This window comes from Saccharopolyspora griseoalba (assembly GCF_042665275.1).
Classification (GTDB): domain Bacteria; phylum Actinomycetota; class Actinomycetes; order Mycobacteriales; family Pseudonocardiaceae; genus Saccharopolyspora; species Saccharopolyspora griseoalba.
In genome coordinates this window covers 195243-217274 of sequence record NZ_JBHTCJ010000008.1, presented here as the reverse complement: position 1 = coordinate 217274, position 22032 = coordinate 195243, and the positions used below count along the sequence as shown (strand labels likewise).

Genomic DNA, 22032 nt, shown 5'->3' with positions numbered 1-22032 from the left:
AACGGAGGTGTCAGCGGTGTCCAACCCCTTCGCCGGTGGCGGAGCCGGCCGGCCGACGCCGGGCACACCCAACCTGCCCACCCCGCCGACCGGATGGCCCATCGGTTCCTACGGCACGTACGAGGAGGCGCAGCGGGCGGTCGACCACCTCGCCGACAGCGACTTCCCGGTGCAGGAGGTCACCATCGTCGGCGTCGACCTGATGCTGGTCGAGCGCGTCACCGGCAGGCTGACCTGGGGGCGCGTGCTGGGCGGCGGCGCGGCCTCCGGTGCGTGGTTCGGCCTGTTCGTCGGCCTGATCATGGGCATGTTCTCGCCGCAGGGGGCCAGCTGGTTCGGCCCCGTGCTGGCCGGCTTGGGCGCGGGGATCGTCTTCGGCCTGGTCTTCGCCGCGGTCGGCTACGCCTCCACGCGGGGCAGGCGCGACTTCTCCTCGGCCAGCCAGCTGGTGGCCGGTCGCTACGACGTCCTGGCCCAGCCCAAGCACGCCGAGCAGGGCCGCGACCTGCTCGCCCGCCTGGCCATGCGCCCGCCGACGGCGGAGCAGTAGCCCGGCCCCCTCGAGCCAGGAACCCCCGCACGTCACCGCGCGCCGGGGGCTCTTCGCGCTCGCGCACCTGCGCCCCGGGCCTGGACGAGAAGTGTCCAACTTGGACGAAGCTGCGACCGGGGCGATGTCCCTCGGCGACGAGGTCGTGGTGCCGCGCGGCGATCCAGGCCGAACTGCGCGACCGCTGCACGACGAAGCGCCCCGGGGCCTTGGGCTCCCGGGGCGCTTCGAGCGCAAGACCTCGGCGCTACATCTGGTTCGCGATGATGACGAACTCCGCGACGATCCAGGTGGACAGCAGCGCGACGAGGACGGTGAGCTTGCTTGCGAGCAGGCGAGCCATGGCGGTGCCTCCCAACGTGGAAAACGAACTGGTCAGATCCGTCTTCACGATGTGGCCCGCGGTCTACCCTGGCGGGGCCGTCAGCGCGCGGTGGCGCGAGGCGCGGCGGGGACCGCGTCCCACATCGCGCCGGGTTTTCGCTGCACCCAAGCGGAGTGCCGGAACAGCTGCTCCGCGATCTCCCGGCGCGTCACGGGACTTCGCGGATGACTGCGGCGGGGGAGGAGCCAGTCGCGGGTGATGGCCATGACAACCTCCTCGGACGCATCGGGCCCGGCCCACCCGCGGATGACGCGGGGCCGGACGGATCGGGGCGGAAGCGCTGCCCCGTGCGGAACCGGGTGCCGAGCACCCTCGTGAACAACATCGTCTTCGGGGCGGCGAGCGTTACGGGCCATCACAACCACTTGTTCCGCCGGAAGATCTTGAACAGGACGATGCAGCAGGTCAGCATCACGCACATGGCCAGCGGATAGCCGTAGGTCCACTGCGTCTCCGGCATGTTGTCGAAGTTCATGCCGTAGATGCCGGCGATCATCGTCGGGGTCGAGATGATCGCGACCCAGGCCGAGATCTTGCGCATGTCGGTGTTCTGCTGGAGCGTGATCTTGGCCAGCGTGGCGTCCACCAGCGTGGTCAGCAGCTCGTCGAAGCCGCTGACCGTCTCCGAGACCCGGGCCAGGTGGTCCTCGACATTGCGGAAGTAGGAGCGCACCTGCTCGGCCACCATCGGCGTGTAGCCCTCGGCCAGCCGCTGCATCGGCTTGGTCAGCGGCTGCACCGCGCGCCGCAGCTCCATGACCTCGCGCTTCATCAGGTAGATCTGCTCGGCGTCGATCTTGGTGCGCGGTTCGAAGACCTCGGCCTCGATCTCGTCGATGTCGTCCTGGATGGCCTCGGTGACGTCGAGGTAGGCGTCCACGACGGTGTCGGTGACCCCGTGCAGCACCGCCGACGGGCCCAGCGCCAGCTGCTCGGGATCGGCCTCCAGCCTGCTGCGCAGCTCGCTCAGCTCGACGTGCCTGCCGTGCCGCACGGTGATCACGAAGTCGCGGCCGAGGAAGACCATCAGCTCGCCGGAGTCGACGATCTCGCTGTTCGCGGTGCGCGGCTCGGTGGCCACGTAGCGGACCGTCTTGAGCACCATGAACAGCGTGTTGTCGTAGCGCTCCAGCTTCGGCCGCTGGTGGGCGTGCACCGCGTCCTCGACGGCCAGCTCGTGCAGGCCGAAGGTCTCGGCGATGCCGTTGATCTGCTCCTCGGTCGGCTCGTGCAGGCCGATCCAGACGAATCCGGTCCCGCGCTCGCGGACCTCGGCGATCGCCTCGTCGTGGCCCCAGCTGCCCTCGACCCGGTGGCCGTCGACGTAGATGCCGCAGTCGACGACGTAGGGCTTGGCGGGTACCGGTTTGCGGTTGACCGGCTGCGCCGAGCGCCCGTTCCGGCGCAGGCTCAGCGAAGGCAGGTTGGGCACGGCGACCTCCAGGGGTCTGCGAGCACGCGTGCGCGGCCGGGTTGATCGATCCGGATGGCGGGGGCCGGATCTCAACTCAGTCGGCGGCGGCAGCGCGGTCGGCGCGTTGAGCGGATCTCTCTCGCTGATGCGCATCCCGGCCGGACCCCGAGGGGAACGCCCGCTTCGCCCTAGCGGCGTGCCCTTCCGGCGGGGATGCGGTTGGTACTACACGGAAGCGCGCTGTCAGCACTACTACCCACGTTCCCTCACCTCCCCGAGGTCGACCATCGCGCGGATGGATCGGTCACAGCCGACCCGTCACGATACTCCGTCCGGGTGGGAAGCCCGCAACGGCGGTGGGGTGACGTCACAGATCGGCGCGCCCTTCTGCCGTCGAGGCGGACGGATCGTCTAATTCGGGCAAGCGGCGCGCGGGGCTATTCGGGTGTTTCTCGACCGATGGTTACCGCTACCGGCGTGAGCGTGTAACCCGGACGAATTCCTACTCACTCGTTGCGGGGTAAACAATCCCAGGATGCGAGCACTTCGGCAAGACCTTCGGTGAGCGCGCCATTCCGGTCGAGTGTGGCGAAAGTCGCACCATCCGCCCACATGGCGTCCGCGGCGTCGTCACCAGGGGAAATTTCCCATTCAGTGCTCCGGCAGGAGTAGTCGAGGATCTCGTAGGTCCCGCGCGGCGCGGGTCGCTCGATCCGGCCCACAAGATCACCCACGGTGACGTCCAGGCCGGTTTCCTCGAAGACCTCGCGCCGTACCGCCGAATGGTCGCCCTCCCCTTGCTCCACCCGGCCGCCGGGCAGCGACCACTGCCCGCGCCCGGGCTCATTCGCGCGCTTGACCAGCAGCAAGCGGCCGCGCGGGTCGAAAACCAGGGCACCGATGCAGCGGATCACGGGGTTTTTCGATACGATCATCAGACACGGAGGGTAGTTGGTCCGGGCCTGCCCGGAAACGACTGACCCAAGTGCGGTACAAAGCTGCCGTAAAGGGGCGGAGTGCGGTACAACGGATCAGCAGGCGCCTGTGCTACTCAAGGGCTTTTCGGACGGGGTGCGTCACAGTGAACATCAAGAAAATCCTGACCTGGGCTGTAGTTGCCTTCCTCCTGTTCTTTCTGTTTTCCGCGCCAGACCAGGCCAGCAATGTCGTCAACGGCATCCTGGCCAGTCTTCGCGGAGCTGCTGAAGCGGTGATCACCTTCATGCAGAACCTCTTCCAGGCCTAGTAAAGCGCGAGCCGCAGGGAGGCGGGTGCCGTGTTCGCTCCGAGGGATCCCGACGAGTACCTGCTGGATACCGAACGCCGGGTGATCCGAGTGCGCCGGCACTGGGCTTACCTGGTGTGGGACCTGTTCGAAGCGACGGGTCTCATGGTCGGCCTGGTGCTGGTGTCCTACCTGCTGCCCGAGCGCAGCAACTGGTTGTTCCAGAACATCCTCTGGTACGCCGGGCTGGTGGTGCTGATCAGGTTCGTCTACCAGGTGCTCGACTGGTACGTGGAGCGCATCGTGGTGACCGACAAGAGGTTCCTGATCACCTCCGGCATCTTCACCACCAACGTGGGGATGATGCCGGTCACCAAGGTCACGGACCTCACCTTCGAGCGCACCTTGATGGGCAGGCTCTTCGGCTACGGACGTCTGGTGCTGGAGTCGGCTGGTCAGATCCAGGCGCTCAACCGCATCGACTACGTGCCCAACCCGACCCAGGTGGAGGACGCGATCTCCAACCTGGTCTTCGGGGACAAGAAGGGTCAGCAGCAGGACCGCTTCTCGATGCTCAAGGCGAGGCGCGCAGCCGTCGGCAAGCGCAAGGCCGCGAAGCTCTGAGGGCGCTGTCGCCGGGTCCGCTCGCCGCGGGCCCGGCGACGGCACCGTCGCTCCCCACCGGTGATCTCCGCCTCCGCCCGGGGCGGGGATCCCCGGTTCGGGGTTGTTCGGAGCCGGGGATCAGTCAGACTCGTGGGCGTGCTCATCGACCTGCACACGCACTCCACCGAGTCGGACGGCACCGACGCACCCGCCGAGCTGGTGCGCACCGCCGTGGCGGCTGGCCTGGACGCGATCGCGATCACCGACCACGACACGACGGCGGGCTGGAACGAGGCCGAGCGCGCGGTGCGCGAGCTCGACCGCGACTTCCGGCTCGTCCCGGGCGCGGAGCTCTCCTGCGCCTGCCCGGACGGCACCGGTCGCACGGTCACCGTGCACCTGCTGGCCTACCTCTTCGATCCCGATTCCCCCGCGCTGGTGCGCGAGCAGTCCCGGTTGCGCGCCGAGCGCCGCGAGCGGCTGCGCGAGATGTCCCGGCGGATGGCCGCCGACGGGTTCCCGGTCGATCCGGACGCGATCATGGCCGGGCTGCCGCCGGACTCCCCGGGCGGACGCCCGCACCTGGCTCGCGCGCTGGTGCGCGGCGGCACGGTGGACAGCGTCGACGAGGCCTTCGCCCGCTACCTGGGCAGCGGCGGCGGGTACTACCTGCCGCGCACCGACACCCCGGTGCACCGCGCGATCGACATGATCGCCGAGGCCGGTGGCGCGACCGTGCTGGCCCACCCCTTCGCAACCAAGCGCGGGCCGACGGTCGGCCCGGAGGTCGTCGCCGAGCTCGCCGAGCGCGGCCTGGCCGGTGTCGAGATCGATCACCCGGACCACGACGAGCCCACCAGGGCCCGGCTGCGCTCGCTGGCCGACGAGCTCTCGCTCATCCCGACCGGCAGCAGCGACTACCACGGCACGAACAAGACCATTCGGATCGGCCAGGAGACCACGCCTCCGGAGTCGCTGGAGCGCCTCGTCGCACGCTGCACCGGCAGCAAGGTGGTCGGCTGAAAACCGCCCGGTCCGGCCGCCGCTCGCCGCCGAGCGGGGTGATCCCGGGAACGGGCCCGCGGATCTCTGCGTAATGTGGTGGCCGTGCAGGGACAGTTGGGCCTCGAGGGCATTCCCGGCGAGCTGGTGCGCGTGACCCCGGCTCGCCTGTCGACCTGGGCCGGGTGCCCCCGGCGATACCGGATGGCGTACCTGGACAGGCCCACGCCCCGGCGCGGCGGCGCCTGGGCCAACGCGACGCTCGGCGCGGTGGTGCACAACGCGCTCAAGGCCTACTTCGAGCTGCGCCCCGCGCAGCGCACCCCGCAGCGGGCCGCCGAGCTGGTGCGCGAGTGCTGGAAGTCCGACGGGTTCTCCGGTCCGGACCAGTCCGCCGAGTACCGCAGGCGCGCGCAGGGATGGGTGCGCGACTACGTCGCGGAGCTGCCCGCCGAGCGCGCTCCGGTCGCCGTCGAGCGGTGGGTGTCGGCCCCGGTGGGCGAGATCATCGCCGAGGGCCGGGTGGACCGCATCGACGACCGCGACGGCGAGCTGGTCGTGGTGGACTACAAGACCGGCCGGTTCGGGTTGCGCGACGAGGACGCGAGGGACTCGATGGCGCTGGGGCTTTACGCGCTGGCGGTGGGGAAGAACCTGCACCGCCGGTGTTCCCGCGTCGAGCTGCACCACCTGCCGAGCGGGACCGTCGCGAGCTGGGAGCACACCGCCGCGAGCCTCGCCGAGCTGCGCGAACGCGCCGAAAGGCTGGCGGGTGAGCTGAGTTCGGCCGCCGCGGAGCTCGAAGACGGCGCCGATCCGGACGAGTCCTTTCCGACGCGGCCGGGTGCGCACTGCTCCTGGTGCGATTTCCGGGCACACTGCACCGAGGGGAAGCGGGCGGCACCGGATCTGCCACCCTGGGCGCTGCTGGGGGATCGATGAGAAGGCGACCGGAGGATGGGCAGATGCGCGCCGTTCCGCACCACCCGATGCCCCCGCGCACCCGGCACCTCCCACCGCCGGACGCGGTGCGCTCGTTCCGGCCGCCGGAACGCCCGCGCGGCACACCACCACCACCGCCACCGCCACCGCGGCGGCGCCGCGAACCGCACCGCCCCCCGCGGCCGGGCGGGCTCGGCCGTGCCGCGCGCGGGCTCGCCGGCCTGCTCACGGCCGGCTTCGTGGTGCTGGCGCTGTTCCTGATCGGGGTGCAGATCTGGGCGACCAGCTGGGGCCAGCAGGGGCCCGGCACGGCGGCGCTGATCTCGCACGTCGTGGCCGCGGCCGCGGCGATCGTGCTGCAGGCGATCGGCGACCGGGAGGCCAACCGCCGCGGAGACCTGGCCACCGCCGCGGTCTACCTCGCGGTGCTGGGCTCCTTGTGGTTCTGGTGGTGGTGAGGGCGGTTCCGGGCGGAACCGGCGCGCACCAGGGGCGACGCGCGGAGCCCGCGGAGCCGCTGGAGCACCGCTCCTAGGAGTCGTTCACGAATGCGGCGTGGCGGCGTGCCTCAGGTGCGGGACTCGATCGGCATCGCGGCGGGTTGTGGGAAGTCTCCTGGCGGTACGCCGGTACGCCGCGTTCGGCGTGCATCAGGAGTGGCGCGCGGAGTCCACGAGGAGTCCCGCACACCGCCGCCCGCACCGTCCCGACGCACTTCCCGAACAGCCTCTAGCGCAGGGCGACCAGCGCGTTGCCGCGCTGCTCCAGCAGCACGGGGCCGTCGGCGTTGAGCCGGATGGGGCCGACGTAGCCGGCCCGGTCCACCGGGATCTCGCGGACCGCGGCGCCGGTGTTCGGGTCCAGCACCGCGATGCCCTCCCGAACGGGCATCACCAGCTGGTGGGCGTAGACCGTGCCCGCCCCAGCCGTGTCCCGCGCCGTCCACTGCGGAGTGAGGGTGTCCTGGTCCAGCGCCACGGTGTCCGCACCGGTCCACCAGTAGATCCGGCCCGCCGTGGTGGTCGACTCGACCTTGACGTTGTCGCCGAAGTCGGCCGGACCCACCCGCACCGGGTACTGCGCGACGGTGCGACCGCGGCTGTCGAAGACCCGCACCTGCTGGGAATCGCGCAGCAGCACCGCGACCCGCTGCCGGTTGACCGCCACCACCGAGGCGTTCGAGTCGCCCAATCCGGTGGTGAACAGCTCCTCGGGCTCCTCGTCGTCCTCCGGGTGGGCCTTGAGCAGGGTGATCCGCCCGGACTCGCGGGGGCAGTCCTCGATGACGCCCAGGCGCTCCTGGCCGACCGCGATCGAGCTGTAGGAGCAGTGGGGCCGCTCGATGTTGTTGTCCGGGTTCTTGATGTCCGGCGGGATGCCGTACTGCTGGGTGCGCACCAGGTCCGAGCGCCAGGTGGGGAAGACGCGCTGGCCGGTAGCGGTCAGGTACTCGCCGTCGCCGAGCAGCCGGGTGCCGAACTCGGCGTTGGTGTTGCGCTGCGGGCCGCGCTCACCGGTCGACCCGACCAGCGAGGTGACCTCGCTGCAGTTGTGCGACTTGCGGTAGACCGCGATCGCCCGGCCCCACTGCTCGCCGACGGTGCACAGCCGGTAGTCCCGCGCGTAGCGCCAGGCGACGCGGCCGGTCAGCGGGTCGTGCCCGCGGACCTCGCCACCGCTCGCGCTGACCACCGCGGAATCGGCGACCACCGGGACCGCGGTCATCGGGCTCTCCGCGCGCCAGGCCTCGTGCAGCGCGGCGGGAACGGCGTCCGGGGTGGCCGGCTTCGGGATCGGGGGGCGCGCGGTCTCCGAGATCGTGGCCCGCGCGTCGCTGTGCCACCAGACCACCGCGCCGCCCGCGGCCAGCACCACCACGATCAGCGCGACCACCAGGAGGTCGATCGGCGTGCGCCGCTCCGGCCGGACCAAGATCACTCCCTCGAGACGTCGGACGACGTCCCCGAGCCTAGCCGCCACCGCGCGGGCGCCCGCGCCGCGCCGGGTCGGCGGGCCAGCGGGGCTCGGCGCGAAAGTTCGGGCGCCACCCGGGAGACGGCTGATGCCGTCCGGGTGACGCCCGATTCGCGCAGATGTCGCGTTGGGGGTCTCAGCCCTCCTGCGGCTGGGACGGGCCCGCGGAGGCTCCGCCACCGCGCCCGCGACCACCGCGACGACGCCGGCGGCGCGGCCGGTCACCGCCCTCGGCGGACTCGCCGCCGGGATCCGGGGACTCCGACTGCTGCGCGCCGACCTCGGCCGAGACCTCCTCGGACTGCCCGCCGCGGGTGCGCCTGCGACGGCGGCGCGCGGGGCGGGTCTCGTCCTGCTTGGCCTCCGGCTGGCCCTCGCCGCTCTGCTGCTTGCCGCCGCGGGTGCGGCGCCGACCGCGGGAGCGCTTGGGCTCGCCGCCGGTCTCCTGCTCGGCGTCCAGCCCGGCGCGGGTGCGCTTGGCCAGCGGCAGCCTGCCGGTGACGTCGGTGGGGATGTCCAGGTCGGCGAACAGGTGCGCGGAGGTGGAGTAGGTCTCCACCGGGTGCGGCTTGTCCAGGCCGAGGGTGTCGCTGATCATCTTCCAGCGCGGTTCCTCGTCCCAGTCGACCAGCGTGATCGCCACGCCCTCGCGCCCCGCGCGGCCGGTGCGGCCGATGCGGTGCACGTAGTTCTTCTCGTCGTCCGGGCACTGCAGGTTGATCACGTGGGTGACGCCCGCGACGTCGATGCCCCGGGCGGCCACGTCGGTGGCCACCAGGATGTCGACCTTGCCGGAGCGGAAGGCGCGCAGCGCCTTCTCCCGGGCGCCCTGGCCCAGGTCGCCGTGCACCGCGCCCGCGGCGAAGCCGCGCTCGGTGAGCTCGTCGGCGAGCTTCTGCGCCTGCCGCTTGGTGCGGCTGAAGATCATGGTCAGCCCGCGGCCCTCGGCCTGCAGCGCCTTGGCGATCAGCTCGGGCTTGTCCATCGAGTGCGCCCGGTAGATGTACTGCCGGGTGCGCTCGTGCACCGCGCTGTCGTCGGCCTGCTCGGCGCGGATGTGCGTCGGGCGGGTCATGAAGGTGCGGGCCAGCGTCAGGATCGGGCCCGGCATGGTGGCCGAGAACAGCATGGTCTGCCGCTTCTCCGGGACCATGTTCAGGATCCGCTCGATGTCCGGCAGGAAGCCCAGGTCGAGCATCTCGTCGGCCTCGTCGAGCACCAGGCCGCTGACCTTGCCCAGCACCAGCTGGCGCTGCTCGGCGAGGTCCAGCAGGCGGCCCGGGGTGCCGATGACGACGTCGACGCCCTCCTTGAGCACCGAGGTCTGCTCCTCGTACGGGCGGCCGCCGTAGACCGCCAGGGTGCGCAGGCCGAGGTGCTTGCCCGCTTCGGTGAGGTCGCGGGTGACCTGCAGGCACAGCTCGCGGGTGGGAACCACCACGAGGGCCTGCGGGGTGCCGTCGCCGTTGGCCTGCACGCGGTGCAGCAGCGGGACGCCGAAGCCCAGGGTCTTGCCGGTACCGGTGCGGGCCTGTCCGATGAGGTCCTCGCCGCGCATCGCCAGCGGCAGGGTCAGCTCCTGGATGGCGAAGGTGCGCTCGATGCCGGACTCGCGCAGCGCTCGGACGATCTCCGGGTGCACGTCCAGTTCGGCGAAGGTCGGAGCCAGGTGCTCCTCGGGGGAATGCTCGGTGGTGCTGTCGGGGGAACCGCCCCCGGTCTGTTCGTCCAAGCCACCGGGGGCCTGGGAGTTGGTGAACGTCAGAATGATCGCCTCTCTCGGTGCCTGCGCGCGTGCGTCCCGGCTTCGGGCCGATCCGTGGCGACGTCCTCCAGGCACGGCGTCCGGCTCGCGGATGCTGCGTGCTCGTGGTCACCGACGTAATGGTGCGCGCCGTTTTCATCAGCGGTGCTTGAACCCGCTGTTGGTTCGTTGTCGTCGTTCGGCGTCGCGTGCGCGCCACGAGCCTGCGAGCCGTTCGCTCGGGCCGCGTCGCGCCGGCAGTGTCCGGGCCGTCCCGCTCGGGCTTCCCGTCGCCCGGACCGTGACGTCTGCGGATCTCCGGCCCCGCGGTGTTCGACCGCGCCGCCGGACGCCGATCTGCTCCTCCGGTGCCGAGGATACCTGTTCTGACCGCGAACACGACGTGGTGCGTATAACTCGGGCGCGCCGCGGGCTAGGCTCGCGGGCATGAGTGAGGCTGACCAGCGCGCCACGGAGCCGGAAGAAAGTGACGAACGTTACCAAGAAGGTGTCGTGGATCTGCTCGCGGCGCTCGCCTACGGGGAGCTGTCCGCGTTCGACCGCCTCGCCGAGGACGCCCGCACCGCGCCGACGCTGACCGGCCGGGCCGCGCTGTCCAGCATGGCCGCCGCCGAGATCGACCACTACCGCAAGCTGGAGCGGGCGCTGGCCGAGCGGGGCGTGGCCGTGGAGGAGGCCATGCAGCCCTTCGCGGAGCCGTTCGAGGCGTTCAACGAGTCGACGGCCCCGCACTCCTGGCACGAGTCGTTGGTCAAGGCCTACGTGGGCGACGGCCTGGCCGCCGACTTCTACCGCGAGATCGCCGAGTGGCTGGACGCCTCCAGCCGCGAGCTGGTGCTGGCGGTGCTGGCCGACACCGGGCACTCGGCGTTCGCCGAGCGCGAGGTGCTGGCGGCCTGCGAGAACGACCCGGCGCTGCGGGACAAGCTGACCCTGTGGGGCAGGCGGCTGCTCGGCGAGGCGATCACCCAGGCGCAGCGGGTGGTGGCCGAGCGCGACGCGCTCGCCGAGCTGATCATCAAGGGTTCCGGCGATCTCACCGGCATCGGCGCGATGTTCCGCCGCCTGCAGAGCAACCACGGCAAGCGCATGTCCAGCCTCGGGCTGGGCTGAGCCGCACCGATCGCTCTCGGCGAAGCGCGGGTCGCGGGTGTGCGGCCGACCGCTGGGATAGCCTGGCGGTATCCAGATCGGTACTAGTGCCAACGGAGGTTCGGCGTGGAGGTCAAGATCGGCGTCGTGGACAGCCCGCGCGAGCTGACGGTCGACAGCGGACAGACGCCGCAGGAGATCCAGTCGCTCGTCTCCGACACCCTGAAGAAGGACGAAGCGGTGTTGGCGCTGACCGACGTCAAGGGCAGGCAGATCATGATCCCGTCGACCAAGATCGCCTACGTGGAGATCGGCCCGGCGGATGCGCCCCGCGTGGGCTTCGGCGTGGAGTGAGCTGCGCGGCGCGAGCTCGCACAACGAGGGACGTCCGGCGACGGGCGTCCCTCGTTTCGGTTCGGCTCCCGGTTCCGCCCGGGACCGGGAGCCTTCGGCGTCCGCCGGGTCCGCAGCTCCGGGCGGGGCGTCAGCTCTCCACGGCGAACGGGGGTTTGCCGGTTCCGGTGATGCGGTAGCGGCCCCAGGGGTCGGGTTCGGAGAGCGTCGCCGGGGCTTCGCCGTCCGGCGTGCGCAGCACGACGGCGGTCTTGCGGCCACCGGCGAGCTCGTCGATCGCGGCGTCCGCGGCGGCCCGCCCGTACCAGTGGAACTTCCCGTCGATCGGCTGGAAGAACCCGCGCAGCACCACCTCGGCGGCCAGCTCGCGATCCTCGGCGCGGATGGTGGCCGGACCCCGGTAGTCGTCCTCGTGCTCGTCAGACATCGTCGTCCTCCTCCTGCAGGTGCTCGTCGAGCAGGTCGAGCGGTTGGTCGGGATCGAGCGTCATGTCCGCCGAGCGCAGCACGCCCTCGATGGCCGCCCAGATCACCTGGGCCAGGTAGCCGATCAGGTCGGCGCGGCTCATCGACTGCCGGTCCAGCCACCAGTCACCGGCGGACTGCACCATGCCGACCAGGCCGTGGCTCCAGACCTCCACGCCGCCGGAGTCCAGCCCCAGCGCGCGCAGGTAGCGGCCGAGCAGCCGGGACAGCGAGTTGGCGATCATCGTCTTCTCGGCGGTGACCGGGTCGGACTCGGCGGGCCGGTCGGCGAACGTGCGCTGCACGATGAACCGGTAGAGGTCCGGATGCTCCTCGATCAGCCCGAGGTAGGCGTCCAGCAGGCGGTGGATGCGCTGGTTGGGCGTGGCGTCGCGCTGCAGGAACAGCGGTTCGAGGCGTTCCATGAGCAGCGTGGTGCCCCACTCGCCGACCGCTTGGTGCAGATCGCTCTTGTCGCTGAAGTGCCGGTAGAGCACGGGCTTGCTCACGCCGGCCTCGGCGGCGATGTCGTCCATGCCGACCTCGGCGCCCTTCTCGCCGATGGCGCGCACCGCGGCCTGCACCAGCTCCGCGCGGCGCGCGCGGCGGTGTTCCCGCCAGCGCTCCTTGCGGGCGTCGCCGCGCGACCCGTCCGTTCGCGCGGCCTTGACAGGTCGGGAGATCTCACTCACGCTACCCAACGTATCTGTTACTTGAAGTAACACGCAATCTCAACGGCGAGAGGGTGAGCACTTCATGGGCGGGATCCTGCAGGTCAACGACCGGGAGAAGACCGCGGGCCGACTGCTCGCTTCGTCCGCGAAGAACAGCTACGACCCCGAGGTGGACGTCGACTGGGACGCGCCGCTGGACGAGTCCAAGCCCTACATCCCGTTCGAGCGGTCCTCGCTGTACGGGACCGAGCTGTGGGAGCGGCTCAGCCGCGAGCAGCGCCTGGAGCTGACCAAGCACGAGCTGGTCAGCATCGCCACCAACGGCGTGTTCTTCGAAGTGCTGCTGATGCAGATGCTGCTCAAGGAGTTCTACGACGCCGACCCGACCAGCAAGCACGCCCAGTACATGCTCACCGAGGTCGGCGACGAGTGCCGGCACTCCACCATGTTCGCCAAGCTGGCCGCGCGGGTCGGCGCGCCGGCCTACGGGCCGATGAAGTACGTGAAGCTCGGCGGCAAGCTGCTGCCCGCGGTGCTCAAGGGCCCCTCGGCCTACGCGTCGATCCTGGTCGCCGAGGAGATCCTGGACCGGCTGCAGCGCGATCAGATGAACGACCCCGGCGTGCAGCCGCTGGTGCGCATGGTCAACCGGATCCACGTGCTGGAGGAGGCCCGGCACGTGACGTTCGCCCGCGAGGAGGTCGTGCGGCGGATGGCCGAGTGCGGCCCGTTCGAACGCGCCTACCACCAGCTGATGACCGGGCTGGTGTCCTACTTCATCACCCTGTCGCTGATCCACCCGCGGGTCTACCGCTCGGTGGGGCTGGATCCGAAGCGGGCGCACCGGGTGGCGCGGAGCAACCCGCACTACCACGCCCACCTGCGCTGGAGCGGGGAGAAGATCATCGGTTTCCTGGAGGAGAGCGGCCTGGCCGGCGGGCCCGGCAGGTACTGGTTGCGGAAGGCGCTGCTGATCGAATGAGTTCGACGGAGTTCACCGCGCGGGACGGCGCGCGGCTGCGGATCGCCGAATCCGGTCCGGCCGATGCGCCGGTCACGGCGGTCCTCGTGCACGGCTGGACGCTGGCCAGCGGTACCTGGGACGGGGTGGTCGAGCGCCTGCCCGGCGAGGTGCGCGCGCTGCGCTTCGACCTGCGCGGCCAGGGCGGGAGCGCCCCGGCCGAGCCCGGGCTGGCCACCATCGAGCGCTGCGCGGACGACCTCGCGGAGCTGATCGAGTCCCGGGTGCCGTCCGGCCGGGTCCTGCTGGCCGGGCACTCGATGGGCGGCATGACGATCATGGCCCTGGCCGAGCGCCACCCGGAGCTGCTGGGGCGCGTGTCCGGCATCGCCCTGGTCGGGACCTCGGCGGGAGACCTCAGCGCGCCGGACTTCCGGCTGTCGCGCCCGGCGGCCGCGGTGTTCAACGCGGGGGAGCGGCTGCTGCGCGCCCGGCTCGCGGCCTCCCGGGGCGCGCGGGTGGCGCGCGGTTCCCGCTGGCTTCGCCCGGGCATCCGCTGGCTGCTGTTCGGCACCCGGCCGCAGCGCGAGCACGTGGCGGCCGCCGCGGACTGGGTGGCGAGCACGCACCCGGCCAGCACGGCCTCCTACCGCGAATCGCTGGCGGTGCACGAGCGGCTGACCGCGCTGGAGCGGATCGCGGGCATCCCGACGGTGATCCTCGCGGGCACCCGCGACCGGCTGACGCCCGTGTCGCACGCCCAGCGGATCGCCGACGCGCTGCCGGAGGCCGAGCTCGTCCTCTACCCCGGTGCGGGCCACATGCTCCCGATGGAACGCGCCGACGAGGTCGCCTCCCGCGTCGCCTCGCTGCTCGCGAGCGCCCCGAGCGCTTCGGCCTGAGACCGCCGCGCTACGCCGAGGGGTGCAGGGGGAAGCCCGCGAGGCCCTTCCAGGCGAGGGTGGACATCAGGTCGACGGCCTCCTCGCGCGAGATCTGCTGGCCCTCGGCGAGCCAGTCGCGCGCGGTGACCTGCGACAGTCCCACCAGGCCCACCGCGAGCAGGCGGGCGCGCCCGGCGTCCAGGCCCGCGTCGGCGGCGACCACCTCGGTCACCGCGTCGATGCAGCCGGACAGCGCGTTCTCCACCGCCTTCTCCACCGCGGGCTCGCCGCGCAGGTCCGACTCGAACACCAGGCGGAAGGCCTGGTCCTCGCCGGCCACGAACTCGTACAGCGCGTCGATCGCGGCGCGCACGCGGAGCTTGTTGTCCGAGGTCGACCCGATCGCGTCGCGGACCCGGCGGACCAGCTCGTTGCCGTGGGTCTCCAGCAGCGCCAGGTAGAGGTCGAGCTTGCCGGGGAAGTGCTGGTAGAGGACGGGCTTGCTGACACCCGCTCGCTCGGCGATGTCGTCCATCGCCGCCGCGTGGTAGCCGTTGTGCACGAAGACGTGCTGCGCCGCGTCGAGCAGTTGCGCCCGGCGCGCGTCGCGGGGCAACCGGACACCTCGACTCGGCTGCGCGGTCCCGGTCATCCTCGCCTCTTCCTTCCGCGATCGGGTGCCTGACAGGGCCCTGACTCTACTCGCCAGTAGAGGCAGATACCGCAAACCGGCCGTCCAACGCTGCATCCTGGGTGGATGAGCACACCTGCGCCAGATGCGCCCGCACCCGAGTCCACCAGGAAAAACGACCTGGTCCGACCGGATCTGAACCGGGTCCCGCTGGCGGTCGAGGAGATTGCTCCGGGCGACCTCCCGGCCGCGCCGCCACCCGGCCGACACGTCGAACTGCCCGGCACGCCCGAGGCGCACCTGCACCTGCGCGAGACACCGGGGCCGCCCGGCGCCCCGACGGCCGTGCACCTGCACGGCCTGGCCGGGTCGTCGACCAACTGGACCGACCTGGCCGAGCTGCTGGCCACCGAGGTGCGCAGCATCTCGGTGGACCTGCCGGGCTTCGGCTACTCGGCCCCCGCGGAGGGCTTCGAGTTCACCCGGGAGGCCAACGCGGAGCTGGTCATCCGCCTGCTCGCCGAGCTGGGAACCGGGCCGGTGGAGCTCTCCGGCAACTCCTTCGGCGCCGCGGTGGCCATCGAGGTGGCCGCGCAGCGACCCGACCTGGTCTCCTCGCTGACGCTGATCTCCCCGGCGATGCCGGACCTGCGGCCGGACCCGCGCAGGCTCTCCGACCCGCGGCTGGCGCTCGCGCTGCTGCCGGTGGTCGGCCGCCCCGCGCGGCGCGCGATGGCCAAGCTGAGCCCGCAGCAGCGGGTCGAGCAGCTGCTGCGGCTGTGCTTCGCGGTGCCCGACTCGGTGCCGCAGGACCGGGTGCTGCAGGTGGCCGCGGAGTTCGCCGAGCGCGCCGCGCTGCCCTGGGCCGGGCCCTCGCTGGCGCGCACGACCATCGAGCTGGGGCGGTCCTGGCTGCGCCCGCCCTCGCGCTCGCTGTGGCGCCGGCTCGCCGAGGTCCGCGCGCGCTCGCTGGTCATCTGGGGCAGCGAGGACAAGGTGGTGAGCGTGCGCAAGGCGCCGCGCACCGCGATGCTGCTGCCGCGCGGCAGGCTGCTGGTGCTGCCGCGGACCGGGCACGTGGCCCAGATGGAGCGGCCCGGCGTGGTGGCGCGCGCGATGCTGGGCATGATCCGCGCGGAGGCCTGGTAGATCCGGATTGCCCGAGTCGGGTGATCTCCGTTGCGGGAGTTGCTCCACGAGGTGAGCGGATGCCCGTGAGCTGGTCGGGGTGTGGCAGTCTGTCGGGGTGACGCGTTCGCCGCAGCGACCCGAGGACTCCGTGCACGATCACCGTTTTCCGGGATCGGACGCGGAGCGGGCGGAGCAGCACCAGCGCGGCGAACCGCTGGCGGCCTCCTGGCGCCCGGCCGAGCGCGAGCAGCCCAAGCACCGCATCCGCAAGCGCCGCCGCTACGGCTGGCAGGTCTACGCGCTGCCGCTGCTGGTCGTGATCACCGCGCTGGTGGTGTTCCAGACCGTGCGCCCGGACGACTTCGACGCCACGCTCAGCGGTGCCAGCTCGCCGCTGGACGGCGGTGAACCGCTGGGCGCCCGGGACGCCGGCGGGAACGCCCCGCCCGCGGTCACCGAGGCGCCGACCAAGCAGCGCTACCCGTCGGACATGTTCGACGCCGACCTGCCGCCGGGCGCGCCGATCCCGAAGACCGGCGCGCGCACCTTCCAGGTCCTGCCCGGCGGTTCGCCGGTGGTCGGCCAGGGGCAGCTCTACCGCTACACCGTCGAGGTCGAGGTGGGCATGGACCTGCCCGACCCGGAGACCGAGTTCGGCCACATGGTGCAGACGACGCTGTCCGATCCGCGCAGCTGGACCAACCCGAAGGCCGGCGGGATCTCGCTGCAGCGCGTCGGCGAGGACGCCGACCCGGACTTCCGGGTGATCCTCGTCAGCCAGGACTCGGCGCGCGTGCTGTGCGGCTACTCGGCCGGCGTTCCCTACGACAGCTCCTGCCGCAAGGGCGAGATGGTCTACATCAACGCCGCCCGCTGGGTGCGCGGCGCGAAGGCCTTCGAGGGTGACATCGGCAACTACCGCCGCTACGCGATCAACCACGAGGTCGGCCACGCCTTCGGCAACGGCCACGTCGGCTGCCCCGCGCCCGGCGCGCTGGCGCCGGTGATGATGCAGCAGACCTTCAGCGCGTCCAACAACGTGCTGCACGAGCTCAACCAGGTCGCCGACCAGGGCACCAAGATCGCCGCCGACGGCTTCGTCTGCAAGCCCAACGCCTGGCCCTTCCCGGTGATCGCCCCGTCCTGATCCGGGCGCGCGCACCCGCCGCCGATCGTTCCGAATGCTGGGAGGCGGTTGGTCTCGGGATGGGATTCGTGGAGGCTGGCGTTAGAGACTTCGTGAGCCCTCGACGGGCTGCACGTGGACGCTTGAGGCGTCGGTCGGCCGGTGGCCGGCGACGCCGTCACCAGAGAAGGAGCTGGGAATGTCCGGCGCAACGTCGCTACCGCCGCTGGTCGAGCCGGCGTCGGAGCTGACCAAGGAAGAGGTCGCGCGCTACAGCCGCCACCTGATCATCCCGGACGTCGGGATGGATGGGCAGAAGCGCCTGAAGAACGCGAAGGTGCTCGTGGTCGGTGCCGGCGGACTCGGCAGCCCGGCGCTTCTGTACCTGGCCGCGGCCGGTGTCGGCACGCTCGGCATCGTGGAGTTCGACGAGGTCGACGAGTCCAACCTGCACCGCCAGGTCATCCACGGCCAGTCCGACCTGGGCCGCCCCAAGGGCGAGTCGGCGAAGGACTCGATCGCCGAGGTCAACCCGTACGTCCAGGTGAACCTGCACAAGACTCACCTGAGCTCGGAGAACGCCCTGGACATCTTCCGGGACTACGACCTCATCCTGGACGGCACCGACAACTTCGCGACCCGCTACCTGGTCAACGACGCCGCGGTGCTGCTGGGCAAGCCGTACGTGTGGGGTTCGATCTTCCGGTTCGAGGGCCAGGCCAGCGTGTTCTGGGACCAGCACGGCCCGAACTACCGCGACCTCTACCCCGAGCCGCCGCCGCCCGGGATGGTGCCGAGCTGCGCCGAGGGCGGCGTGCTGGGCGTGCTGTGCGCCTCCATCGGCTCGATCATGGTCAACGAGGCCATCAAGCTGATCACCGGCATCGGTGAGACGCTGCTCGGCCGGCTGATGATCTACGACGCGCTGGAGACGAGCTACCGCACCGTCAAGATCCGCAAGGACCCGGAGGGCGAGCCGATCAAGGAGCTGATCGACTACGACGCCTTCTGCGGCACGGTCTCCGACGAGGCGCAGCAGGCGGCGGTCAACTCGACCATCACGCCGCAGGAGCTCAAGGACATGTTCGACAAGGGCGAGAAGTTCGAGCTCATCGACGTCCGCGAGCCGCACGAGTACGAGATCGTCAAGATCGAGGGCTCCAAGCTGATTCCGAAGGACCGGATCCTGTCCGGCGAGGCGCTCGCCGAGCTGCCGCAGGACCGCAAGCTGGTGCTGCACTGCAAGTCCGGCGCCCGCTCGGCCGAGGCGCTGGCCGCGCTGCACCGGGCCGGTTTCGGCGACGCGGTGCACGTCGGCGGGGGCGTGCTCGCCTGGGCCAACCAGGTCGACACCAGCCTGCCGACCTACTGATCGACGGGGGCGGTGCGCCGACGGGTTTTTGCCCTTCGGCGCACCGCTTTCGCGTGTTTCGAGCACGCCTCGGAGAGTCGGCTGCTGAACTGCCGATCTTCGATGTAGCGTCTGTCGCGTGAGTACTACGCCGGAGCCGCCACCGCCGCACGTGCGCGCGGCATTCGGTGCGCGCGTCGAAGAAGCCGAAGCACTCGAGGGCGCGGTAGCCTGGCGCTGCGGCGAGATCGTGCTGAAGCCGGCCGCGAACACCGCCGAGGCCGCGTGGGTCGCGCAGACCCTGGACGTGCTGGAGCCCGACGAGGTGCGGGTCTCGCGCCCGGTGCGCTCCACCGACGGGCGCTGGGTGGTGTCGGGCTGGTCGGCCAGCCGGGACATCCCGGGCAAGCCGGAGCCTCGGCACGACGACGTGGTGGCCATGTCGCTGCGGTTGCACACCGCGAGCCGGTTCCTCGCCAAACCCCGCTTCCTGGAGGCCCGGCAGGACATCTACGCGCTGGCCGACCGGATGGCCTGGGGCGAGGAGGAGTACGCGCTGCCGCAGGACAAGGGCGGCAGGCTCTACGACGTGCTGGCGGGATCGCGGCGCGCGGTTCGCCTGCAGCCGCAGGTGGTGCACGGCGACCTCTTCGGCAACGTGCTCTTCGCGCCCGACGAGCCGCCCGGGATCATCGACTTCAACCCGTACTGGCGGCCGGCCGAGTGGGCGGCCGCCGTGGTCGTGGTGGACTCGCTGGCCTGGGGCGGCGCGGATCCGGCGATCGTGGAGCGCTGGTCGCACCTGACCGACTGGCCGCAGGCCCTGCTGCGCGCGCTGCTGTTCCGCCTCGCGGTGCACGCCCTGCACCCGCGCTCGTCCGCGCAGACCCTCACCGGTCTGGAACGCGCGTCCCAGATGGTCCTCGAAGTGCTCTAACCCTTTCGTCATCGAAGATCCCTCCCGACCGCGCGGCGCAGGAGGGGGCTCTTGATGAAAAAGGCGAGGAGGCCCCGCCCGCGCGACGTCACACCCGATCCGGCGGCGTCGTGTGTGAGGATGCGGGGGTGCAGGACGTTCTGAGCGGCTACACGATCGGGATCACCGCGGAGCGCAAGGCCGAGGAGCTCGGCGAGGTGCTGCGGCGGCGCGGCGCGCGGGTCCTTTTCGGCGCGGCGATGCACACCGTCCCGCTGCCCGAGGACGGCGAGCTCGCGGCGGTGACCGAGCAGGTGCTGTCGGCCCCGGTGGACCACGCGATCGCGATCACCGGCGTCGGCTTCCGCGGCTGGTTCGAGGCCGCCGACGCCAACGGCGCGGGCGACCGGCTGCGCGAGCACCTGGCGTCGGCGCGCGTGGTGGCGCGGGGCGCGAAGGCCCGCGGCGCGGTGCGCGGCGTCGGTCTGCGCGAGGAGTGGACCTCGCCGAACGAGGAGTCCGCCGAGATCCTGGAGCACCTGCTGGAGCGGGATCTGACCGGCGAGCGGGTCGTGCTGCAGGTGCACGGCGACCCGATGCTGGACTTCCGCGACCGGTTGGCCGAGGCGGGCGCGGAGGTGGTGCCGGTGACGGTCTACCGCTGGACCGACCCGGTGGACCTCGGCGCGCTGGATCGGCTCATCGACGCGGTGGTCGCCGGCGAGGTGCACGCCCTGCCGTTCACCAGCGCGCCGGCGGCCGCGAACTTCCTGGCCCGGGCCGACCGCACCGGCCGCGGCGAGGTGCTGCGAGAAGCCTTGCGGGAGAAGGTCTTCATCGCCTGCGTCGGCCCGGTCACCGCGGCCCCCATCGCCCGCGAGGGCCTGCCGCACGCCACCCCGGACCGCTCCCGGACGGCGGCCCTGGTCCGCCTCGTCGAGGACCACTTCGCCCGGGCCTGACGGTGCCGCTGGAGCTGCGCCGACATCGCGAGCCGCCGGGCAGTCGTTCCGGGCGGAACGGGCGAGGCGGTCAGCCGGCCCAGCGGTGGGTTCGCATGTCCACGCGAGCGCCGTTGGCGAGGACGCCCTCGGCGCGCAGCGCGGCGAGCTGGCGCTCGCGCAGGTGCGGGGCCACCGTGCCGTCGGCCCGGAGCACCCGGTGCCAGGGCAGGTCGGCGGAGTCCTCGGCCATGATCCGCCCCACCAGCCGGGGTGAGCTCACCCCGGCGCGCTGCGCGACGTCGCCGTAGGACAGCACCCGACCGGCGGGAATCGAGGCGACGACGTCCCGCACCCGCTCGAAGGTCTCCTCGTCCATGCGACGAAGCTACCGCGCCCGCCCGACGGCCGTGGCCGCGCTCCGCACACCTCCTCCCGGCGAGCCAGAACACCCGAGATCCGCAGGGCAGTCCCGCGTCCCCTGCATCCGGTGCCGGGACGTTGCCCTTTTCTCATCAAGAGTCCCCGAGAGCGCGCTCGGGGACTTCTGATGAGAAAAGGGCACGTTCGCGGGCGAGCGCGGGGAACGCCGGCCCGCTCCCGGGGCGGGCCGGCTCGGGTGCGGGGTCAGCTCTGGAAGCCCGCGACGATCTCGGTGAAGTCCCACGGCTGCTGGTCGATGCCGCTGCAGGTGGACGGGTCGCCGCCGTTGCACGGGCGGTCCCGGTTGACCGACCAGAAGGTGAAGCGGCCCAGCGCGTTCTGCTCGGCGTAGTCGGCCATCTGCTGGAACGCGGCCTGGTCGACGAGCTCGCCCTCGACGTCGGTCTTGCCGTTCATCGACGAGATGCCCGAACGGGCGTAGGCCTCGGCGTCGCTGTAGCCGAAGGCGCTCTTGAGCGCCTCCTTGAGCCCCTCGGTGGCGTTGATGGTGTCCTGGGCCATGTCGGTTCCGTTGAAGTCGAACGGCATCTGCGTCCACACGTCGACGTCGGCGCCGATCTCGGCGGCCTTGGCGAACATGTCCTCGCCGTTGGCGTTCGGGCCGGTGGTCGTGGTCGGGAAGGTGACCACGGTCAGCAGGCCGGGGTTGTTCTCCTCGACGATCTTGAGGGCCTCGACGACCTCGTCCCGGGAGGCCTTGCTGTTGAACTCGTCGGCCTCGACGTCGACGTCGATGGCCTTGAGCCCGTAGGCGTCGATCACCTCCTGGTAGGCGCCTGCCAGCGCCTGCGCGTCGGCGCACGGGGTGCTCAGCTTGGTGCCGGAGTAGCCGCCGATGGAGGGCACCACGTCGCCGCCGGCGGCGCGGATCTCCTCGATGGTGGCGGCGTCCTGCCCGTCCAGCGGGCGGGTGCCGTCCCACGCGGGGTTGCAGGTGCCGTCGGAGTTGATGAACGACAGCGTGAACGAGGTGATGCCGGTGGCGCTCATGACCTCGGACGGCGAGGGCGGCTCGCCCCAGCCGTTGTAGAGGTAGGGCGACGCGGCGATCGGGCTCTGCGCTTCGGGGGTCGCGGCGCTGAGCGCGGGTGGTGCGGCGAGCGCCAGGGCTCCGGCCGCCGCCGCAGCGGCGAGCAGGCTGGTGCGGATCTTGCTCACGCTTCCTCCTCGGGGGTTGCGTCGCCTTTTCGGGGACGCGA

At 71.6% G+C, this 22032-nt stretch carries 25 protein-coding genes; 15 read left to right on the top strand and 10 right to left on the bottom strand.

What is annotated here, in order from left to right:
* Positions 1 to 16: 16 nt before the first annotated feature.
* Positions 17 to 550, top strand: a complete 534-nt coding sequence (locus tag ACFQRI_RS17370; RefSeq protein ID WP_380669799.1) for a general stress protein — start codon at positions 17 to 19, stop codon at positions 548 to 550.
* A gap of 423 nt (positions 551 to 973) precedes the next feature.
* Here the strand turns inward: ACFQRI_RS17370 and ACFQRI_RS17365 are convergent, their stop codons facing one another.
* The 3 genes from ACFQRI_RS17365 to ACFQRI_RS17355 all read right to left on the bottom strand — a co-directional run bounded on the left by ACFQRI_RS17365 (position 974) and on the right by ACFQRI_RS17355 (position 3284).
* Entirely contained in the window at positions 974 to 1141 is a 168-nt protein-coding gene (locus ACFQRI_RS17365) for a hypothetical protein (protein ID WP_380669797.1), read from the bottom strand.
* A gap of 149 nt (positions 1142 to 1290) precedes the next feature.
* Complete coding sequence (gene corA, locus ACFQRI_RS17360; protein WP_380669795.1) at positions 1291 to 2367, bottom strand: magnesium/cobalt transporter CorA; 1077 nt, start codon at positions 2365 to 2367, stop codon at positions 1291 to 1293.
* A gap of 488 nt (positions 2368 to 2855) precedes the next feature.
* Positions 2856 to 3284, bottom strand: a complete 429-nt coding sequence (locus tag ACFQRI_RS17355) for an NUDIX hydrolase (protein WP_380669793.1) — start codon at positions 3282 to 3284, stop codon at positions 2856 to 2858.
* Between the two features lie 146 nt (positions 3285 to 3430).
* Between ACFQRI_RS17355 and ACFQRI_RS17350 the strand changes: the two genes are divergently transcribed.
* The 5 genes from ACFQRI_RS17350 (at position 3431) to ACFQRI_RS17330 (ending at position 6582) form a co-directional block, all read left to right on the top strand.
* Complete coding sequence (locus ACFQRI_RS17350; RefSeq protein WP_344125953.1) at positions 3431 to 3595, top strand: hypothetical protein; 165 nt, start codon at positions 3431 to 3433, stop codon at positions 3593 to 3595.
* Between the two features lie 30 nt (positions 3596 to 3625).
* Positions 3626 to 4198, top strand: coding sequence for a PH domain-containing protein (locus ACFQRI_RS17345; protein WP_380669791.1), 573 nt, complete (start codon positions 3626 to 3628; stop codon positions 4196 to 4198).
* A 132-nt stretch (positions 4199 to 4330) separates the two neighbouring features.
* Positions 4331 to 5203, top strand: coding sequence for a PHP domain-containing protein (locus tag ACFQRI_RS17340; protein ID WP_380669789.1), 873 nt, complete (start codon positions 4331 to 4333; stop codon positions 5201 to 5203).
* A gap of 84 nt (positions 5204 to 5287) precedes the next feature.
* On the top strand, positions 5288 to 6124 hold the full coding sequence (locus ACFQRI_RS17335; protein WP_380669787.1) for a RecB family exonuclease: 837 nt from the start codon (positions 5288 to 5290) through the stop codon (positions 6122 to 6124).
* Between the two features lie 23 nt (positions 6125 to 6147).
* Positions 6148 to 6582: a hypothetical protein gene (locus ACFQRI_RS17330; protein ID WP_380669785.1), complete on the top strand. Its 435-nt coding sequence runs from the start codon at positions 6148 to 6150 to the stop codon at positions 6580 to 6582.
* Positions 6583 to 6853: 271 nt separating this feature from the next.
* Here ACFQRI_RS17330 and ACFQRI_RS17325 read toward each other — a convergent pair whose 3' ends face one another.
* Both ACFQRI_RS17325 and ACFQRI_RS17320 read right to left on the bottom strand, forming a co-directional pair.
* Positions 6854 to 8062, bottom strand: coding sequence for an Rv3212 family protein (locus tag ACFQRI_RS17325; protein WP_380669783.1), 1209 nt, complete (start codon positions 8060 to 8062; stop codon positions 6854 to 6856).
* 172 nt (positions 8063 to 8234) lie between these two features.
* Positions 8235 to 9767, bottom strand: a complete 1533-nt coding sequence (locus ACFQRI_RS17320; protein ID WP_380669924.1) for a DEAD/DEAH box helicase — start codon at positions 9765 to 9767, stop codon at positions 8235 to 8237.
* Positions 9768 to 10289: 522 nt separating this feature from the next.
* Between ACFQRI_RS17320 and ACFQRI_RS17315 the strand changes: the two genes are divergently transcribed.
* Together ACFQRI_RS17315 and ACFQRI_RS17310 are read left to right on the top strand one after the other, a co-directional pair.
* Complete coding sequence (locus ACFQRI_RS17315) at positions 10290 to 10976, top strand: ferritin-like fold-containing protein (RefSeq protein WP_380669781.1); 687 nt, start codon at positions 10290 to 10292, stop codon at positions 10974 to 10976.
* 105 nt (positions 10977 to 11081) lie between these two features.
* Positions 11082 to 11309, top strand: coding sequence for a DUF3107 domain-containing protein (locus ACFQRI_RS17310; RefSeq protein ID WP_380669779.1), 228 nt, complete (start codon positions 11082 to 11084; stop codon positions 11307 to 11309).
* 130 nt (positions 11310 to 11439) lie between these two features.
* Here ACFQRI_RS17310 and ACFQRI_RS17305 read toward each other — a convergent pair whose 3' ends face one another.
* Positions 11440 to 11736 (bottom strand): DUF4873 domain-containing protein, encoded by a 297-nt coding sequence (locus ACFQRI_RS17305; protein WP_380669777.1) that lies wholly within the window; start codon positions 11734 to 11736, stop codon positions 11440 to 11442.
* Complete coding sequence (locus tag ACFQRI_RS17300; protein ID WP_380669775.1) at positions 11729 to 12466, bottom strand: TetR/AcrR family transcriptional regulator; 738 nt, start codon at positions 12464 to 12466, stop codon at positions 11729 to 11731. The genes ACFQRI_RS17305 and ACFQRI_RS17300 overlap by 8 nt, the downstream gene beginning before the upstream one ends.
* 64 nt (positions 12467 to 12530) lie before the next feature.
* Between ACFQRI_RS17300 and ACFQRI_RS17295 the strand changes: the two genes are divergently transcribed.
* Together ACFQRI_RS17295 and ACFQRI_RS17290 are read left to right on the top strand one after the other, a co-directional pair.
* On the top strand, positions 12531 to 13430 hold the full coding sequence (locus ACFQRI_RS17295; protein ID WP_380669773.1) for an AurF N-oxygenase family protein: 900 nt from the start codon (positions 12531 to 12533) through the stop codon (positions 13428 to 13430).
* The gene (locus ACFQRI_RS17290) at positions 13427 to 14311 is read left to right on the top strand and encodes an alpha/beta fold hydrolase (RefSeq protein ID WP_380669771.1); all 885 of its coding nucleotides are present in this window, start codon (positions 13427 to 13429) and stop codon (positions 14309 to 14311) included. Before ACFQRI_RS17295 ends, ACFQRI_RS17290 begins: the two co-directional genes overlap by 4 nt.
* A gap of 10 nt (positions 14312 to 14321) precedes the next feature.
* Here the strand turns inward: ACFQRI_RS17290 and ACFQRI_RS17285 are convergent, their stop codons facing one another.
* Complete coding sequence (locus ACFQRI_RS17285; RefSeq protein ID WP_380669769.1) at positions 14322 to 14945, bottom strand: TetR/AcrR family transcriptional regulator; 624 nt, start codon at positions 14943 to 14945, stop codon at positions 14322 to 14324.
* Between the two features lie 105 nt (positions 14946 to 15050).
* Here ACFQRI_RS17285 and ACFQRI_RS17280 point away from each other — a divergent pair, with 105 nt between their 5' ends.
* The 5 genes from ACFQRI_RS17280 to ACFQRI_RS17260 all read left to right on the top strand — a co-directional run bounded on the left by ACFQRI_RS17280 (position 15051) and on the right by ACFQRI_RS17260 (position 20410).
* Positions 15051 to 16073, top strand: coding sequence for an alpha/beta fold hydrolase (locus ACFQRI_RS17280; RefSeq protein WP_380669767.1), 1023 nt, complete (start codon positions 15051 to 15053; stop codon positions 16071 to 16073).
* 130 nt (positions 16074 to 16203) lie between these two features.
* Positions 16204 to 17202, top strand: a complete 999-nt coding sequence (locus ACFQRI_RS17275) for a DUF3152 domain-containing protein (protein WP_380669765.1) — start codon at positions 16204 to 16206, stop codon at positions 17200 to 17202.
* A gap of 178 nt (positions 17203 to 17380) precedes the next feature.
* On the top strand, positions 17381 to 18553 hold the full coding sequence (gene moeZ / locus ACFQRI_RS17270) for an adenylyltransferase/sulfurtransferase MoeZ (RefSeq protein ID WP_380669763.1): 1173 nt from the start codon (positions 17381 to 17383) through the stop codon (positions 18551 to 18553).
* Positions 18554 to 18671: 118 nt separating this feature from the next.
* A complete protein-coding gene (locus tag ACFQRI_RS17265) occupies positions 18672 to 19469 on the top strand; it encodes a TIGR02569 family protein (protein ID WP_380669761.1) in 798 nt (265 codons plus the stop codon).
* 128 nt (positions 19470 to 19597) lie between these two features.
* Positions 19598 to 20410: a uroporphyrinogen-III synthase gene (locus tag ACFQRI_RS17260; RefSeq protein WP_380669759.1), complete on the top strand. Its 813-nt coding sequence runs from the start codon at positions 19598 to 19600 to the stop codon at positions 20408 to 20410.
* A gap of 70 nt (positions 20411 to 20480) precedes the next feature.
* Here the strand turns inward: ACFQRI_RS17260 and ACFQRI_RS17255 are convergent, their stop codons facing one another.
* Positions 20481 to 20768, bottom strand: a complete 288-nt coding sequence (locus ACFQRI_RS17255) for an MGMT family protein (protein WP_380669757.1) — start codon at positions 20766 to 20768, stop codon at positions 20481 to 20483.
* Positions 20769 to 21016: 248 nt separating this feature from the next.
* Entirely contained in the window at positions 21017 to 21991 is a 975-nt protein-coding gene (locus tag ACFQRI_RS17250; RefSeq protein ID WP_380669755.1) for a chitinase, read from the bottom strand.
* Positions 21992 to 22032 lie beyond the last annotated feature (41 nt).